At 62.1% G+C, this 15,320-nt stretch carries 10 protein-coding genes; 3 read left to right on the forward strand and 7 right to left on the reverse strand.

The genetic code is table 11. The features are described 5' to 3' along the window. Positions 1–603: 603 nt before the first annotated feature. A complete protein-coding gene (locus ACZYR5_RS28495) occupies positions 604–1,767 on the reverse strand; it encodes an acetyltransferase domain-containing protein (RefSeq protein ID WP_489092745.1) in 1,164 nt (387 codons plus the stop codon). 164 nt (positions 1,768–1,931) lie between these two features. On the opposite strand from ACZYR5_RS28495, the gene ACZYR5_RS28500 reads away from it, so the two are divergent. Beyond that, positions 1,932–3,278, forward strand: a complete 1,347-nt coding sequence (locus tag ACZYR5_RS28500) for an OprD family porin (RefSeq protein ID WP_489092744.1) — start codon at positions 1,932–1,934, stop codon at positions 3,276–3,278. Between the two features lie 193 nt (positions 3,279–3,471). Here the strand turns inward: ACZYR5_RS28500 and nirD are convergent, their stop codons facing one another. Together nirD and nirB are read right to left on the reverse strand one after the other, a co-directional pair. Beyond that, positions 3,472–3,864 (reverse strand): nitrite reductase small subunit NirD, encoded by a 393-nt coding sequence (gene nirD, locus ACZYR5_RS28505; RefSeq protein ID WP_489092743.1) that lies wholly within the window; start codon positions 3,862–3,864, stop codon positions 3,472–3,474. Further along, positions 3,864–6,425, reverse strand: coding sequence for a nitrite reductase large subunit NirB (gene nirB, locus ACZYR5_RS28510; RefSeq protein WP_489092742.1), 2,562 nt, complete (start codon positions 6,423–6,425; stop codon positions 3,864–3,866). The genes nirD and nirB overlap by 1 nt, the downstream gene beginning before the upstream one ends. A 777-nt stretch (positions 6,426–7,202) precedes the next feature. Here nirB and ACZYR5_RS28515 point away from each other — a divergent pair. Next, positions 7,203–7,850, forward strand: coding sequence for a helix-turn-helix domain-containing protein (locus ACZYR5_RS28515; RefSeq protein ID WP_489092741.1), 648 nt, complete (start codon positions 7,203–7,205; stop codon positions 7,848–7,850). 26 nt (positions 7,851–7,876) lie between these two features. Here the strand turns inward: ACZYR5_RS28515 and ACZYR5_RS28520 are convergent, their stop codons facing one another. After that, a complete protein-coding gene (locus ACZYR5_RS28520) occupies positions 7,877–8,377 on the reverse strand; it encodes a hypothetical protein (protein WP_489092740.1) in 501 nt (166 codons plus the stop codon). A gap of 1,421 nt (positions 8,378–9,798) precedes the next feature. On the opposite strand from ACZYR5_RS28520, the gene ACZYR5_RS28525 reads away from it, so the two are divergent. Continuing rightward, positions 9,799–11,949: a TonB-dependent siderophore receptor gene (locus ACZYR5_RS28525; RefSeq protein WP_489092739.1), complete on the forward strand. Its 2,151-nt coding sequence runs from the start codon at positions 9,799–9,801 to the stop codon at positions 11,947–11,949. Positions 11,950–12,248: 299 nt separating this feature from the next. Here the strand turns inward: ACZYR5_RS28525 and ACZYR5_RS28530 are convergent, their stop codons facing one another. The 3 genes from ACZYR5_RS28530 to ACZYR5_RS28540 are packed head-to-tail and all read right to left on the reverse strand — an operon-like array spanning position 12,249 to position 15,234. After that, complete coding sequence (locus ACZYR5_RS28530) at positions 12,249–13,097, reverse strand: ureidoglycolate lyase (RefSeq protein ID WP_489092738.1); 849 nt, start codon at positions 13,095–13,097, stop codon at positions 12,249–12,251. A 29-nt stretch (positions 13,098–13,126) separates the two neighbouring features. Next, positions 13,127–13,867, reverse strand: a complete 741-nt coding sequence (locus ACZYR5_RS28535) for an SDR family oxidoreductase (RefSeq protein WP_489092737.1) — start codon at positions 13,865–13,867, stop codon at positions 13,127–13,129. Next, positions 13,864–15,234, reverse strand: coding sequence for an MFS transporter (locus ACZYR5_RS28540; protein ID WP_489092736.1), 1,371 nt, complete (start codon positions 15,232–15,234; stop codon positions 13,864–13,866). The genes ACZYR5_RS28535 and ACZYR5_RS28540 overlap by 4 nt, the downstream gene beginning before the upstream one ends. Positions 15,235–15,320: the final 86 nt, after the last annotated feature.

Genomic DNA, 15,320 nt, shown 5'->3' on the forward strand with positions numbered 1-15,320 from the left:
CTTCGCCGTCGAAGGCCAGGAGGTCGATCTTGGCCTGGAGCCGGTGGATTTCGAGGGTGTGGTTGTGAAAAACGCGGTATTTATCGGACAAAACTCAGACCTCCCTGGACCTTTTCAGTGTCGGGGGGAGGACTATTCCTACCCTCGATGAAGCGCAGGAAGGCTTTCATGAAGGGGATAACCGTGGGTATCAGACGATTCTGTGTGGCGTGTAGGATGGGTCTTTAACGTATTGTCACAGGGTCACGACGGGAAATGCCTTCGCTCCCACAGTGGACCAGTGTTTCTGCAGCCGCTACCCGCTTACCGCAGGAATGGATATGTACACCGTCGTTCGCCATCGCTCGCAAGCCAGCTCCCTCAGTAGCTAGCGTTTCTGCAGGAAGGAATATGTACACCGACAAATAGCCTTCGGAGCAGCCGCAAGCGGGAAACCGCTCCTACAGTAGAGCGAGCGTTTCGGCGGGAAGGGAGGTGTACACCGGCAGGCAGCCTTCGCTGGCAAGCCAGCTCCTACAGTAGTGCGATTCCGCAGGAGTGGATGTGTACACCGTCAGGCAGCCATCGCGGTAACAAGCGACCCGACAGACCAACCCCTACCCCTCAAAAATACTTCAACCACCGCAAATCCCTGCGCCGCCCCTTCAACCGCGAAAACCAGCGCACCGGCAGGTACAACCCCACCGCTAACAGCATAGCCACCAGCCAAACCCAGCCCATCGAATCAAAGCCAAAATAACTCCCCTGATTCAGCCCAAACCCCGCCACCGCCGCCAGATAGGCAAACTTCAGCACATATAAATGCAGCAGGTATAAAAACATCGGCGCCGAGCCGAACACCGTCAGGGCGGGGATCCAGCGGCTGTCCTGGCGTCGCTCGAACCACAGCAACAACAGCAGGCCAAGACTCAAGGTCAAGGTGAGAAACAGCAGCGACGGCGGATACTTGGTGATGTTGAAAAAACTCATCAGGGTCGGCACCAGAGCATCAGCCGAAACCCAGGGCTTCTCGCCATACCCATTGAGCAGACGCAAGCCAACAAAGCCCGCCAACCCACCGAGCCCTGCCACCAGCAAGGCGCGCTGACGCCGCGAAGCATCGACACCTCGGGCAAACCATGGACCCAGCGCATAGCCCAAACCAATCACCCCAATCCACGGCAGCAGCGGGTAGGACGTGCGCAGGCGCAAACCCTCACCCAACTCGATCCAGCCGCGATCATGCAGCACCGCCCAGGGCACGTGCATCGCCGACTCGAGGCCAAAGTGCAGCCCATCCAACAGGTTGTGCCCGGCGATGATCAGCAGGCTGAGCACCAGTAACACCGCGCGCGGCAGCCAGACCATCGCCGACAAGGCGAGCATGCTCAGGCCGATGGCCCAGATCACTTGCAGGTAGATCACGCTCGGCGGGAACTGGAAGGTCCAGGCGAAGTTGACCAGGGTGATTTCCAGCAGCACCAGGAACAATCCGCGCTTGAACAGGAAGGCACTGACGTCGGCCTTGCCGGCGTATTTTTCGCCATAGAGGTAAGCCGAAAGACCGGTGAGCAGGACGAACACTGGCGCGCACAAATGCGCCAGGGTGCGACTGAGGAACAGTTCGGGTTCGGTGCTGGTGATGTCCATCGGGTCACTGACCTGGCGATGCAGGAAAAAGGTTTCGCGCACGTGATCGAGGAGCATGAACAGAATCACCAGGCCCCTCAGGGCATCGATGGACAGCAGCCGGGAGGCGGCGGCGGGACGGACAACAGCAGAGGTCATGGGCATTTCACAACGCAAGGGATGGAGGAAGTGGCTTGCAAATTTACGTAATAGTATTACATTACGCAACCCATTCGAAACCCCGTCGGCCGCCAGGCAGAGGCTCTAGCCCAAGCTCCATGGCGATTCATTGACTGCCGGCGGGGTCTGCAAGGAATCTCGTTGTGCCCCTCATTCGTCGCTTCGCCCTACCCTTGGCCCTGGCTGCCCAAACCACCTCGCTGTCGGCTGCACCTTCCCAGGAACAGAGCCAGGGCTTCATCGAGGACAGCACCTGGAGCCTGCTCAACCGTTCGGTCTACGACCATCGCGACTACCGCAACGGCGCGCGCAACAACGCCGCACGCAACGCCTACAAACCGCGCAGCGAACGCAATGGCTATGCCGAGGAATGGGGCTATGGACTGATGGGCAGTCTGCAGTCGGGCTTCACCCAGGGCCTGGTCGGCGTCGGCCTCGACGCCCATACCTACTACGCCCGCCAACTGGACAGTGGCGGCGGTCGGGCCGGCAAGGCGCGCTTGCTGGGGATCGACAACGAGGGTTATCCCAAGGACCAGTTCGCCCGTGGCGGCGCAGCATTGAAGTTGCGTGCATCGAAGACCACGCTGAGCTACGGCGAGCAGCGGGTGAAAACCCCGGTGTTCAGTTCGTCCGACAGCCGCCTGCTGCCGGAGACCGCCACCGGGGTCTTCATCAACAGTCAGGAAATCAGCGGGCTGAAAATGGTCGGCGGACACTTCACCGAAAGCACCGACCGCAATGCCGCGAGTCATGACCAGGGGTTCGTGGTCAATTATTCCAATGGTCGACAGGGCCGCGACTTCGACCTCGCCGGGGTGGTTTATGACGGTATCGACGGTCTGTCCACCAGCCTCTATACCTCGCGCTATGCCGACAACTGGCGTCAGCACTACCTGGGCAGCCGCTACAGCTACGAGCTCGGACGCGACCAGTCGCTGTCGGTGGATTTGCATCTGTACCGCACCCAGGACACCGGCCGCGCCTGGTCGGGCACCATCGACAACACCACCTGGAGCTTGCTTTCCAGTTACCGCAACGGCGCCCATACCTTCAGCCTTGGCTACCAGAAGGTCGACGGCGACAGCCCTTTCGACTACGTCACCCGCGGGGCGATTTTCATCAGCAACGCCGTGCAACTGTCGGACTTCAACGCGCCGAACGAACAGTCCTGGCAGGCCCGCTACGACCTCGCCATGCAGGCTTTCGGTTGGCCGGGGCTGGTGCTCAGTGCCACGTATGTGCGCGGCAGCGGGATCGATGGTCGGCATGTCGACCCGGCCGGGGGTTACGCCTACCTCGGCTACGGCCAGGGCGGCAAGCATTGGGAGCGTGATCTCGCCGCGCGCTATGTGGTGCAGTGCGGCCCGGCCAAGGACCTGACCTTGTCGCTGCAACACAACCTGCACCGCGGCAATACGGCCCAGGCGGAACTCGACACCGATCAGATTCGTTTGGCGGTCGAGTATCCGCTGGGCGGGGTGTTTTGAGTGGATGCGGCGTTCTCTGGCTCATCGCGAGCAGGCTCGCTCCTACAGGGGTTTGGAGCGCCTGAATAATTCGGGTGTGCCGAAAACCTGTGGCCAGCCTGCTGGCGATAAGGTCATCAGCTACACCGAATGAACTTCATCGCTAGCAGGGCTAGCTCCCACAGAAGCAGTGAGCAGTGAGCAGTGAGCAGGATCAGCCTCGCAAGGCCCCGACCTGCACCACCCCATCCAGCAACCGCACCGGCCACACCCGCAGGCGTTGCTGCGGGTATTCCAGGCAATGGCCGTCTTCCAGGCGAAAGTGCTGTTTGTACAGCGGTGAGGCGACGACCAGCTCGCCCTTGAGGCTGGCGATCAGGCCGCGGCCGATGACGTTGGCCCCCGACTGCGGGTCGTGGTTGTCGATGGCGTACAGGGTGCGGCCCTCGGCATCGGGCAGGTAGAACAGCGCCACCTGGTCGCCGTCGAGCCACACCACGACCCCGGAATTGCTCACCAGGTCCTGCTCGTGACACACCGCCTGCCAGGCTGTGGCTTGCTCGATCACGGCACTGTTTTCGACACGCTGGGAAGTGGACAGGCTCATCAGACAGACTCCTCGGTGACAGGGATAAGGTTGAGTTCGGCGGCCATGATCGGCCGGCGCTGGCCACGTTCCTCGACAAAATGGATGGCCGGGTCGGCGCGGTCGTCGTTGACGAAGGTGCGGAAACGCTTGAGTTTTTCCGGATCCTTGAGGGCGTTGGCCCACTCGCATTCGTAGCGGTCGACCACCCATTGCATCTGCGACTCGAGCTCGTCGCCCAGGCCCAGGCTGTCGTCGAGGATCACCTGCTTGAGGTAGTCGAGACCGCCCTCCAGGCTCTCGCGCCAGACCGAGGTGCGCTGCAGTTTGTCGGCGGTGCGGATGTAGAACATCAGGAAGCGGTCGATGTAGCGGATCAGGCTGGCGGCATCCAGATCGGTGGCGAACAGCTCGGCGTGGCGTGGGCGCATGCCGCCGTTGCCGCAGATGTACAGGTTCCAGCCCTTCTCGGTGGCGATCACCCCGACGTCCTTGCTCTGCGCTTCGGCGCACTCACGGGTGCAGCCGGAGACCGCGAACTTGAGTTTGTGCGGCGAGCGCAGGCCCTTGTAGCGATCCTCGATCAGCAGCGCCATGGCCACGCTGTCCTGCACGCCGTAGCGGCACCAGGTGCTGCCGACGCAGGATTTCACCGTGCGGGTCGATTTACCGTAGGCGTGACCGGTCTCGAAACCGGCCTCGATCAGCTCGCTCCAGATCTGCGGCAACTGATGCAATTGGGCGCCGAACAGGTCGATGCGCTGGCCGCCGGTGATCTTGGTGTAGAGCTCGTACTTTTTCGCCACCTGGCCGATCACGATCAGCTTGTCGGCGGTGATTTCGCCGCCGGCAATCCGTGGCACCACCGAATAGGTACCGTTCTTCTGCATGTTGGCCATGAAGGTGTCGTTGGTGTCCTGCAGCGGCACCAGCGAGGCGTCCATGATCGGCTGGTTCCAGCACGACGCGAGGATCGAGCCCACCGCCGGCTTGCACACTGTGCAGCCGGTGTGACCACGGCCGTGACGGGCCAGCACTTCTTCGAAACTCAGCAGGCCCTCGACCCGCACCAGCCCATAAAGCTCCTGGCGGGTATAGCCGAAATGCTCGCACAGGCTCTTGTCGACGCTGACGCCACGGGCAATCAGCTCATGTTCGAACACCTGCTTGAGCAGCCCGGCGCAACCGCCACAGCCGGTGCAGGCCTTGGTCTGCGCCTTGAGTTGGCCGAGGTCGCTGCAGCCGCCGTCAATCGCCGAGCAGATCGCACCCTTGCTGACGTTGTGGCAGGAACAGACCATCGCCACATCGGGCAAGGCGCCAGGGCCGAGAGTCGGTGCGCCGGCCGAGGACGGCAGGATCAGGCTGGCCGGTTCGGCGGGCAAGGCGATGCCGTTCTGCGCATACTGCAGCAGAGTGTCGTAGTAGCTGTTATCGCCCACCAGCACCGCGCCGAGCACGTGCTTGCCGCTGGCGTCGACCACCAGCCGCCGGTAGCTGGCGCTGGCTTCGTCGATGAACTGGTAGCTGCGCGCGCCCGGGGTGTGGGCATGGGCGTCGCCGATGGAACCGACGTCGACGCCGAGCAACTTCAGCTTGGTCGACATGTCGGCGCCGAGGAATGGCTCAGCCGGCTGCTCGCACAACTGCGCGGCAACGTTGCGGGCCATCTGGTAACCGGGGGCGACCAGGCCAAACAGGCTGCCGTTCCAGGCGGCGCATTCGCCGATCGCGTAAATGTCCGGGTCGCTGCTCAGGCACTGGTCGTCGATCACCACCCCGCCGCGCGGGCCGATCTCCAGCGCGCACTGACGGGCCAGAGTGTCCTGCGGACGAATCCCGGCGGAGAACACGATCAGGTCGGTTTCCAGGTGCTGCTCGTTGGCAAAATTCATCCGGTAGCGGTACTGCTCGCCGGCAGTGATTGACTGGGTGGCGCAAGACAGATGCACGCCAACGCCGAGGCGTTCGATCTGCGCTTTGAGCGCCTGGCCACCGAGTTCATCCAGTTGCACCGGCATCAGGCGCGGCGCGAACTCCACCACATAGGCTTCCAGGCCCAGGCTTTTCAGGGCGTTGGCCGCCTCCAGGCCGAGCAGCCCACCACCCACCACCACGCCACGCCGAGCGTTGCTGGCGGCAGCGCGAATGGCGTCGAGGTCGGCCAGGGTGCGGTAGACCAGGCGCGAGTCACCGGCGGCGCCTTCCACCGGTGGCACGAAAGGAAAGGAGCCGGTGGCGATCACCAGCTTGTCGTAGGTGGTGGCCCCTTGCGCGGTGATTACCTGGCGGGCGCCGCGGTCGATCTCGAGCACCGGCACGCCCAGGTGCAGGGTCACCCCCGGCGTTTGGTACAGCGCCGCTGCGGACAGGGCCAGCGACTCAGCATCGCGCCCGGTGAAGTACTCGGAAAGGTGCACGCGGTCGTAGGCGCGCAGCGGCTCTTCACTGAAGACGTGCACCTGATAGCGCTCAAGGGCGCCGCGCTCGATCAACTGTTCGACACAGTGGTGACCGACCATGCCATTGCCAATCACGATCAGCGTTTGCGAGGTATTCAACGGGGCAACATTGGGGTTCATAGGTAGCACCAGGTCACTGTTCAAAAGCCAAAAAAAAACGCCTGAAACCTTGCGGTTCCAGGCGTCTTTGCCTGTTCGTCTGCGATCGCGTCGGGCTGCTGTGCCCGGCTTGTCGCTGTTGCCCACGACCTCTGCGGCCAATCGATCGTCGTTGACCGAGGGGGCTGCCCACTCAACTGTGTTCGCGGCGGGCCTGATGAGGGTGTTGCAGCGTTTGTGCCAGTTTTGTGGGTGGGTGCTTTCGAACTGGCTGCGAAGCCCGTAGGGCGGCGTTTCTTGGGGACAGGCGGGTGCCCGATGCGAATTGCCAATCCCGGCGATGACTCTGCGGCGTGGCTTGGCTTAGTGCACGGATGAGGGGTGCGGCTTTATAACAGTGCATCCGTGGGGCTATGTGGGAGCGGGCTGGCGATCTAATAGATGTGGTGTTGCTTGCACAATCCTTGTAGGAGGCGCCGGCGAAGGCGGTGGAACAGCCGACATCATCGGCGACAGGCACACCCTCTTCGCTGCGGTAAAGAACCAGAAGGAATTAATAAATAGATAATCAGTATTTATCGATATAACAGATCACGAGTAGGCTCAGCCCATCCCGTCATTCATCATCACAGTGAAGTGCCCCATGAAGCCGACAGCCCAACTCATCGATTTCGCCCGCTACCGCACACGCAAACTGGCCCAGCAGCGGGCACGGGCCATGTGGGATATGTACGCACTTCAGGCCCCAGGCCCCGCCTTCAGCTGGGCACCCACGCCCCTGATTCGGACCCACCACGCATGAATGCCGCCGGGCCCCTGCGCTTTCTCGCCAGCGCCGATGAACCCCTGGAAGATTTGAACAATCTGCAAACTACGGAAGAGGAGCCGATCTGCGACCGGGTCGCACAAAACCTGCAGCGTTTGCGGGCCAAGCGGCACCTGTCACTGGATGCCCTCGCCCGCCAGTGTGGCGTCAGCCGGGCGATGCTGGCGCAAATCGAATCCGGGCGCAGCGTGCCGTCGATCAAGGTGCTGTGCAAAATTGCCAAGGGCCTGAAAGTCTCGGTCGCGGCCTTTCTCGAGCACCGCGCATTCGAAGGTGTCGCGGTGCTGTCCGCGAGCCAGAGCAAACGACTGGTGAGTGCCAGTGGCAGCTTCGTCAGCCGCGCACTGTTCCCGTATGACGTGGCACGCCAATCGGAATTCTATGAGTTGCGCCTGAGCGCCCTGGGAGAGGACCACAGCGAAGGCCATGGTCCGGGGGTCCAGGAAAACCTGGTGGTGGCGCAGGGTGTGCTGGAAATCAGCGTCAATGATGAACGCTACCTGCTATCGACAGGGGACTCGATTCTGTTCTACGCCGACCAGCCCCACCGCTACCGCAACCCCGCCGACAGCGAGGCCGTGGCCTACCTGGTGGTGACCTATCCGGAGCGGCTGGATTGAAACCCGGCCGCTGCCGAACATGTTGATCAGCAGGTGCAGCACATCATCGGCATGCCGTTGCAGCTCATCATCATGGGCATGCCGCAGTCGTTCATCATTTTCATCATCAGCGCGCAGCAGTTCTTCATCATGTCCATGTTCATGCCCGCCATCGGCATGATCTTGCACAGCATGCGGTCGTCCTGAACGCTGCACTCCATCACGCATTTCATCGAAGGCATGGGCATGCCCATCACCGGCATCATGGCGCCCATCATCGGCATGCTCATGCTCGATGCCGACATGCACATCATGCTCATGTTGGCGCAGTGCATCATCATCGGCATGCCGCAGTTCATCATCATCTGCATCATTTGCGCGCTGTTGCGGAACATGCCCATGTCCATGCCAGCGGCCGGCATCATGGTGCACAGCATGCCGTCGTCCATCATTTCGCAGCTCATGGTCGCCATCATCATGGGCATGCCCATCATCGGCATGTTGCTGTTCATCGGCATCGACATTGGCATCTGCATGGCGTTCATCATAGTGGAGCTCCCTGAAGGATTGGAAAGGCGAGGTGAAGTAGATGGTGCCGATTCTAGGGACTGGCGAACGCACGACAAGATGCCTGTCCAGCAGCGGAAAACACTGCGCCAACCGCGTTAATGCGATGGCTTGCGCAGGTGTGGATGCTTTCACTGCGAAGTGGATGTGATAGCGGACAGATCGGTGACTGCGGCAGCGTTTGTGGTGTCATGGATATGCGTCTTGTGTCTATCCAAATAACCCAGAGAAATAAACGGTCTAATGCTGGAGTGGGTTTCTGTGGGAGCTTGCTTGATAGCGACTTAACTGTGTACATATCCATTGCTGCGGTAACGGCGGCTTATGGTTGCGCCCTTACGGCGCCTCACTTTTTTTCAAACGCCAAAAAAAGTAAGCAAAAAACGCTTGCCCCAACATCCGGCCCTCTCGCCTAGGCTCGGCGTACCTTCGCTCCGGCATCCATCCGCGGGTCATCGCCTCCGGTTGGCTTCGCTGGCACCTCCTCTCGATGACTGCGGCTACGCCGCAGCGCGCTACGCGCTCCCCTCGGATGCATGCCTCCACTCAGCCTTCTGTAACGGGGCCGGTGGATCAAGATCACAAGCAACCGAGGCGGCCTACCGGCCGGCCTGACTGGAGGGCTATGCGGTGGATGCAAATCTTGCGATCGACCATGGACTTTGTGGGAGCCAGCCTGCTGGCGATGGTCGTTAACGATGACGCAGATGTCCTGGATGTACGCGGCGGCCTCAGGTTTTTCGCTGCGATGCGGCGCCCCGACAAGCCAGCTCCTACAGGGTCCGTGGATACGACAGTCAAATAACAGACCGGCCGGTAGGCCGCCTCGCCCGCCGCTACCACTCAACAGGCCGAGCGTTAGCTCGCCTGCCGCTTTTGATCTTGATCTTGATCTTGATTCACCGGCCCCATCGGGAGGCTGAGCGGAGGTATTCATCCGGGGGGTGCGCGTAGCGCGCTGCGGCGCAGCCGCAGTCATCGAGAGGAGGTGCAGCGAAGCCAACCGGAGGCGATGACCCACGGATGGATGCCGGAGCGAAGGTACCCCGAGCCTAAGCGAGGGGCCGGACGCTGGGGTAAGCCTTTTTTGCTTACTTTTTTTGGCGTTTGAAAAAAAGTGAGGCGCCGTAAGGGCGCAACCATAAGCCGCCGTTACCGCAGGAATGGATATGTACACCGTAAGTACGCCATCGCTAGCAGGCTAGTTCACACAGTTCACACAGTTCACACAGTTCACACAGTTCACACAGTTCACACAGCGAGCATTACCGCACCAATGAATATGTAAACAAACAGATCGCCTTGTATGATGCGCCGCGTAAAAAATCAGCCGCACCGCGCAGCGGCTGACCTGTGCCCGGTGAGCCCATGGCCAGGGATTTCAGTCATCAAGGAGCTTTACATGGATTGGCTTTACCGGACTTCCCCGCTGACTTTCGGCCTGCTGCTGTCCAGCGCCCTGCCCTCACAGGCCGCTGAAACCCTGCTGCCGGCGGTCACCGTGAACGCCGAGGAGCCGTCCGGATACCAGGCCAGCGAGGCCTCTGTCAGCGGGTTCGAAACGGCGCCTTTGCTCGACACGCCGGCGTCGATCACGGTGATCAACGACGCACTGATCAAGGACCAGCAAGCCCGCCTGCTCAGCGACGTGTTGAAAAACGATGCCTCGGTGGGCCAGAGCTATGCGCCGATCGGCTACTACGAAAATTTCGTGGTCCGTGGTTTCTCGCTGAATGCGGCCAGCAGCTACAAGATCAATGGCCGGACCATCGCCGGCGAGCAGAATGTCGGCCTGGAAAACAAACAGCAGGTGGAACTGCTCAAGGGTCTGGCGGGGCTTGAGAGCGGGGTCAGCGAGCCCGGTGGGCTGGTCAATTACGTGACCAAGCGGCCGACCGATGTGCGCTCGGTCACGGTCTCCACCGATGATCGCGGCAGCGGTTACCTGGCCACCGACGTCGGCGGCTTCTTCGGCAGCGAACAACAGTTCGGCCTGCGCGCCAACCTCGCACACGAGGATATCCACTCCTACGTCGAACACACCAACGGTCAACGCGACTTTGCCTCTCTGGCCTTCGACTGGAGTATCAGCGACGCCGCCATGCTGCAACTCGACGTCGAGTACCAGAACCGTCAGCAGCGCTCGGCGCCGGGCTACCAATTGCTCGGCGGCACCGAGTTGCCGCACCACGCCTCGCCCAAGCAGCTACTCGCCCACCAGAGCGGCGCCAATCAGGTGACCACTGACGCGCTGAACCTCAACGGCAATTTCGAATACCGCTTCAGCGACACCTGGAAAGCCAACCTCAGCGCCTCGCGCAGCCGCGTGGTAATCGATGACTACAGCTCGTTCGCCTGGGGTTGCTATGGGGCCGCCAGTTGCAGTGAAGTGGCCGTGCCCAACCACTTCAGCGCCGAAGGCGATTACGACATCTACGACTTCCGCAGCCCCGACGACACCCGGCGCAACGACGAAGTGCAGGCCACCCTCAGCGGCCGCTTCGACACCGCCGGCCTCGACCATCAGCTCACCGTCGGCAGCAGTGCCTTTCGGCGCATCGTCGACAAGCGCGAGCCGATCAACCAGATGATCGGCAGCGCCAACATCGACAGCGAACCCGAGGATTTCCCGCGCTATCAGGGACCGCTCAACGACGCCTACCGCCACCTGGACAGCCGCCAGTACGGGTTGTTTTTCAACGACCGAATCAGTTTCAACGAGCAGTGGCAGACCGTGCTCGGCGCCCGCGAAGTGCGCCTCGACGAAGAAACCTTCGACAGCCAGGGCGCCACCACGCGCCACACCCAACGCTACGAGTTCCTGCCCCAGGCTGCATTGATCTACAAACCGCTGCCGGAGCTGGCGTTGTACACCCGCTATAGCAAGGGCCTGTCCCTGGGCAGCCAGGCGCCGTGGTTTGCCAGCAACGCCTTCGAGATTCTCGCGCCCAGCGTGTCACGGCAGATCGAGGCCGGGATCAAGTACGACTGGCAGCGCATCAGCCTCGGCGCGGCGCTGTTCGAGATCCGCCAGGCCTACCAGTATTCACGACCGAATGCCGACGGCAGCTTCACCTTCGTCGAGCAGGGTGACCAGAAGAGCACCGGCCTGGAGCTGTCGGCCAATGGCTGGGCAAGCCAGCGCCTGCAGATTGCCGCGAGTGTCGCGGCGATTCGTTCACGGGTCAGCGGCAGCGGCACGCCCGACTACGAAGGGCACCAGACGATCAACGTACCGACCCTGCGCGCCAGCCTTTACGGCGACTACGCCCTGCCCTGGATCGATGGCCTCGCCTTGCTGGGTGGCGTGCAGTACAGCGGCAGCAAATACGCCAGCCAGCAAGGCGAGGCACAAGCCGGGGCCTATGCCGTGTTCAACCTTGGCAGCCGCTACAGCACGCGCATCGACGGGTATGAAACGGTGTTTCGCCTGAGCGTCGACAACCTGTTCGACAAGCGTTACTGGCGCGATGTCGGGGAATACATGGGCGACAACTACCTGTTCCAGGGCGCACCGTTGACCGCCCGCCTGAGCGCGTCGGTGAACTTCTGAGGGAGCGGCGCGACGTTGCGCCGAGTTCGAGGCAGCCGCGGACATTCAGACGATAAGCGTCATCGTTGACGTCCATCGCCGGCAAGCCGGCTCCTACAGGATTTTGCATGCTTCACAGCATTTGTGACCGCCCCAAGTTCACTGTAGGAGCGAGCCTGCTCGCGATGAGGCCATCAGCTACACCGCATCAGCTTCTTCGCTGGCAAGCCAGCTCCTACAGGGTCCCTGTAGGAGCTGGCTTGTCGGGTCGCCGCATGGCAGCAATGAGGCCGGCACATCCAATACCTGACAAGCAGCAATCAATCCGCCTGCACCGTCACCTGCTTTTGCTCACCCAGCCCGGCGATGCCCAGGCGCATGGTCTGGCCGGGGCGCAGGTAGACCGGGTTGGGCTTGATGCCGAGGCCGACGCCCGGTGGGGTGCCGGTGGAGATGACGTCGCCGGGTTGCAGGCTCATGCAGCGGCTGAGGTAGGCGATCAGTTGCGGCACGTTGAAAATCAGGGTGCGGGTGTTGCCTTGCTGGTAGCGATGGCCGTCGACTTCCAGCCACAGGTCGAGTGCATGCGGGTCGGCGATTTCGTCGCGGGTCACCAGCCACGGGCCGAGCGGGCCGAAGGTGTCGAAGCCCTTGCCCTTGTCCCAGGTGCCGCCGCGTTCCAGTTGCCACTCGCGCTCGGAGACGTCGTTGATCACGCAGTAGCCGGCCACGTGCTCCATGGCGTTGGCCTCATCGATGTTGCGTCCGCCCTTGCCGATCACCACACCCAGTTCGACTTCCCAGTCGGTCTTGACCGAGCCACGCGGGATCTCGATATCATCGTTGGGGCCGCAAATGGCGCTGGTCCACTTGTTGAAGATAATCGGCTCCTTCGGCACTTCCATGTTCGACTCGGCGGCATGGTCGGCGTAGTTCAGGCCGATGCAGATGAACTTGCCGACCTGGCCGACGCAGGCGCCGATCCGCGGTTGACCCGGCACCAGAGGCAGGCTCTGTGGATCGATGGCCGCCAGCGTGGCCAGGCTGTCGGCACCCAGCGCCAGGCCGGCGATATCCGGGACGTGGGCCGAGAGGTCGCGAATCTGCCCGTTGGCATCCAGCAGGCCGGGTTTTTCCGCACCCTTTTCGCCATAACGCAATAATTTCATGGGGTCTCCTGCTACTTGATAAAGAGGCTTCAGATACTCATGCCACCATCGATGACGTGCACGCCACCGGTGGTGTAGGCCGAGGCGTCGCTGCCCAGGTACAAGGCCAGTTGGGCGATTTCTTCGGCGCTGCCAATGCGCCCCATGGGCTGGCGTGCGAGAAACTGTTGGTACACCTGCTCCTCGCCGACGCCCTGCTGCGCCGCCTGTTCGGCGATGCGCTGGCGCAGTGACGGCGACTCCACCGTGCCCGGGCAAATCGCGTTGCAGCGAATGCCCTGGCCGATGAAGTCGGCGGCCACCGCCTTGGTCAGGCCGACCACCGCCGCCTTGCTCGCGGCGTAGGCGAAGCGGTTGGGCACACCCTTGACGCTGGAGACCACCGACGACATGTTGATGATCGAACCGCCGCCACGCGCGAGCATGCCCGGCAGCACTGCGCGAATCAGCCGGTACATGGCGGTGACGTTGATCTCCATCGAGCGTGTCCAGGCCGCTTCGTCGCAGTCGAGGATGTTGCCACTGTGCACGTAGCCGGCACAGTTGAACAGCACATCGAGGCCGCCGATGCGCTCACAGGTTGCGCTGATCGCCTCGGGCGACGTCACGTCGAGGGTGATCGCCTCGACGCCCGCGATGCCCTGCAGACCCGACACATCAATGTCGCTGGCGAACACTTGCGCGCCTGCCTCGGCAAAGGCGATGGCGCTCGCCCGGCCGATGCCCTGCCCGGCTGCCGTCACCAGCACCCGCTTGTTGTGCATGTTCATGGCTTCTCCATTTTTGCGTTTTTCGCCGCCTTGCCGAGCATGCCGGCGGGGATCGCCAGGATCAGCCCGCCGCTGACGAACAGGCACAGGGCGAGCACGTAGGTGCCGTTGTTGATGTTGCCGGTGAGGTTCTCGGCGACGGCGGTGATCATCGAGCCGGTGAAGCCCGACAGGTTGCCAATGGCGTTGATCATGCCGATCCCGGCAGCTGCGGCCACACCCGAGAGCAAGGTGCCCGGCAGGGTCCAGAAAATCGGCATGAGGCTGAGGATCCCCGAGGCCGCCACGCTCAAGAACAGCACCGAGAGCACCAGGTTGTCAGCGAAGAACGCGCTGAGGATCAACCCCAGGCCACCGATGAAGGCCGGGATTGCCGCGTGCAGGCGACGCTCGCCGGTGCGGTTGGAATGCCGCGCATTCAGCAGCATCACCACGGTCGCCACGCCGTAGGGGATCGCGGTCAGCAGGCCGATGTGCAGGCTGTTGGTGATGCCGGTGCTCTTGATGATCGACGGCATCCAGAACGCCAGGCCGTAGAAACCGGTGTTGAAGGTCAGCAGGATCAGCACCAGCAACCAGACACGCGGGTTGAAGAACACTTCGCTCAGGCGCGACACCTTGCCCTGGTTGTCGGTCTGCAGATTGGCCTTGAGCAAGGCTTTTTCCGCCGCGTTGAGCCACTTGGCCTTATCGATGTTGTCGCACAGGCAGACGATGATCACGAAAGCCATGATGATCGACGGAATGCCCTCGATGATCAGCATCCACTGCCAGCCGGACAGCCCGTGCACGCCCTGCATGCTGTTCATCAGCCAGCCGGAGAGGATGCCGCCGAGGGTCAGGCTGATCGGCATGGCCATCAGGAACCCGGACATCACCCGGCTTTGGCGGTGGGTCGGGAACCAGTAGTTGAGGTAGAGGATCACGCCCGGGAAAAACCCGGCTTCACAGATCCCCAGCAGGAAGCGCAGCACGTAAAACATGCTGCTCGATTCGATGCCGAAGAACGCCGCCAGCGGCACGGTGTAGGCCACTGCCATGGAAATCACTGCCCAGCTGAGCATGATCCGGGCGATCCAGAAGCGCGCGCCGAAGCGATGCAGCAACAGGTTGCTCGGCACTTCGAACAGGAAATAGCCCCAGAAGAACATGCTGGCGCCGAGGGCGTAGACGGTGTTGCTGAATTGCAGTTCGGCCAGCATGTCGAGCTTGGCGAAGCCGATGTTGACGCGGTCCAGGTAGGCCGCCATGTAGCACAGCAGCAGGACCGGCAGGATGCGCCAGATGACCTTGCGGTAAGTGCGGTCCTCGAAATCGAGTTCGCTGGCGTGCGCCTGAGCGGGCAGATGCTCGGAAACGGTTTGCATGTGGTAACCCCTGGGCATGTGGACATGCCTGATTGTTTTTATCGAATGGGTCACGCCGGGCGGGTATCGCACCCGGCGTTGAAGTG

This window comes from Pseudomonas sp. F007 (assembly GCF_057814275.1).

What these genes read in the sequence shown, in the direction of transcription:
- ACZYR5_RS28495 (WP_489092745.1), bottom strand. Translation starts at nt 1,767, where the DNA reads ATGACCTCTGCTGTTGTCCGTCCCGCCGCCGCCTCCCGGCTGCTGTCC.
- nirD (WP_489092743.1), bottom strand. Translation starts at nt 3,864, where the DNA reads ATGAGCCTGTCCACTTCCCAGCGTGTCGAAAACAGTGCCGTGATCGAG.
- nirB (WP_489092742.1), bottom strand. Translation starts at nt 6,425, where the DNA reads ATGAACCCCAATGTTGCCCCGTTGAATACCTCGCAAACGCTGATCGTG.
- ACZYR5_RS28515 (WP_489092741.1), top strand. Translation starts at nt 7,203, where the DNA reads ATGAATGCCGCCGGGCCCCTGCGCTTTCTCGCCAGCGCCGATGAACCC.
- ACZYR5_RS28520 (WP_489092740.1), bottom strand. Translation starts at nt 8,377, where the DNA reads ATGATGAACGCCATGCAGATGCCAATGTCGATGCCGATGAACAGCAAC.
- ACZYR5_RS28525 (WP_489092739.1), top strand. Translation starts at nt 9,799, where the DNA reads ATGGATTGGCTTTACCGGACTTCCCCGCTGACTTTCGGCCTGCTGCTG.
- ACZYR5_RS28530 (WP_489092738.1), bottom strand. Translation starts at nt 13,097, where the DNA reads ATGAAATTATTGCGTTATGGCGAAAAGGGTGCGGAAAAACCCGGCCTG.
- ACZYR5_RS28535 (WP_489092737.1), bottom strand. Translation starts at nt 13,867, where the DNA reads ATGAACATGCACAACAAGCGGGTGCTGGTGACGGCAGCCGGGCAGGGC.
- ACZYR5_RS28540 (WP_489092736.1), bottom strand. Translation starts at nt 15,234, where the DNA reads ATGCAAACCGTTTCCGAGCATCTGCCCGCTCAGGCGCACGCCAGCGAA.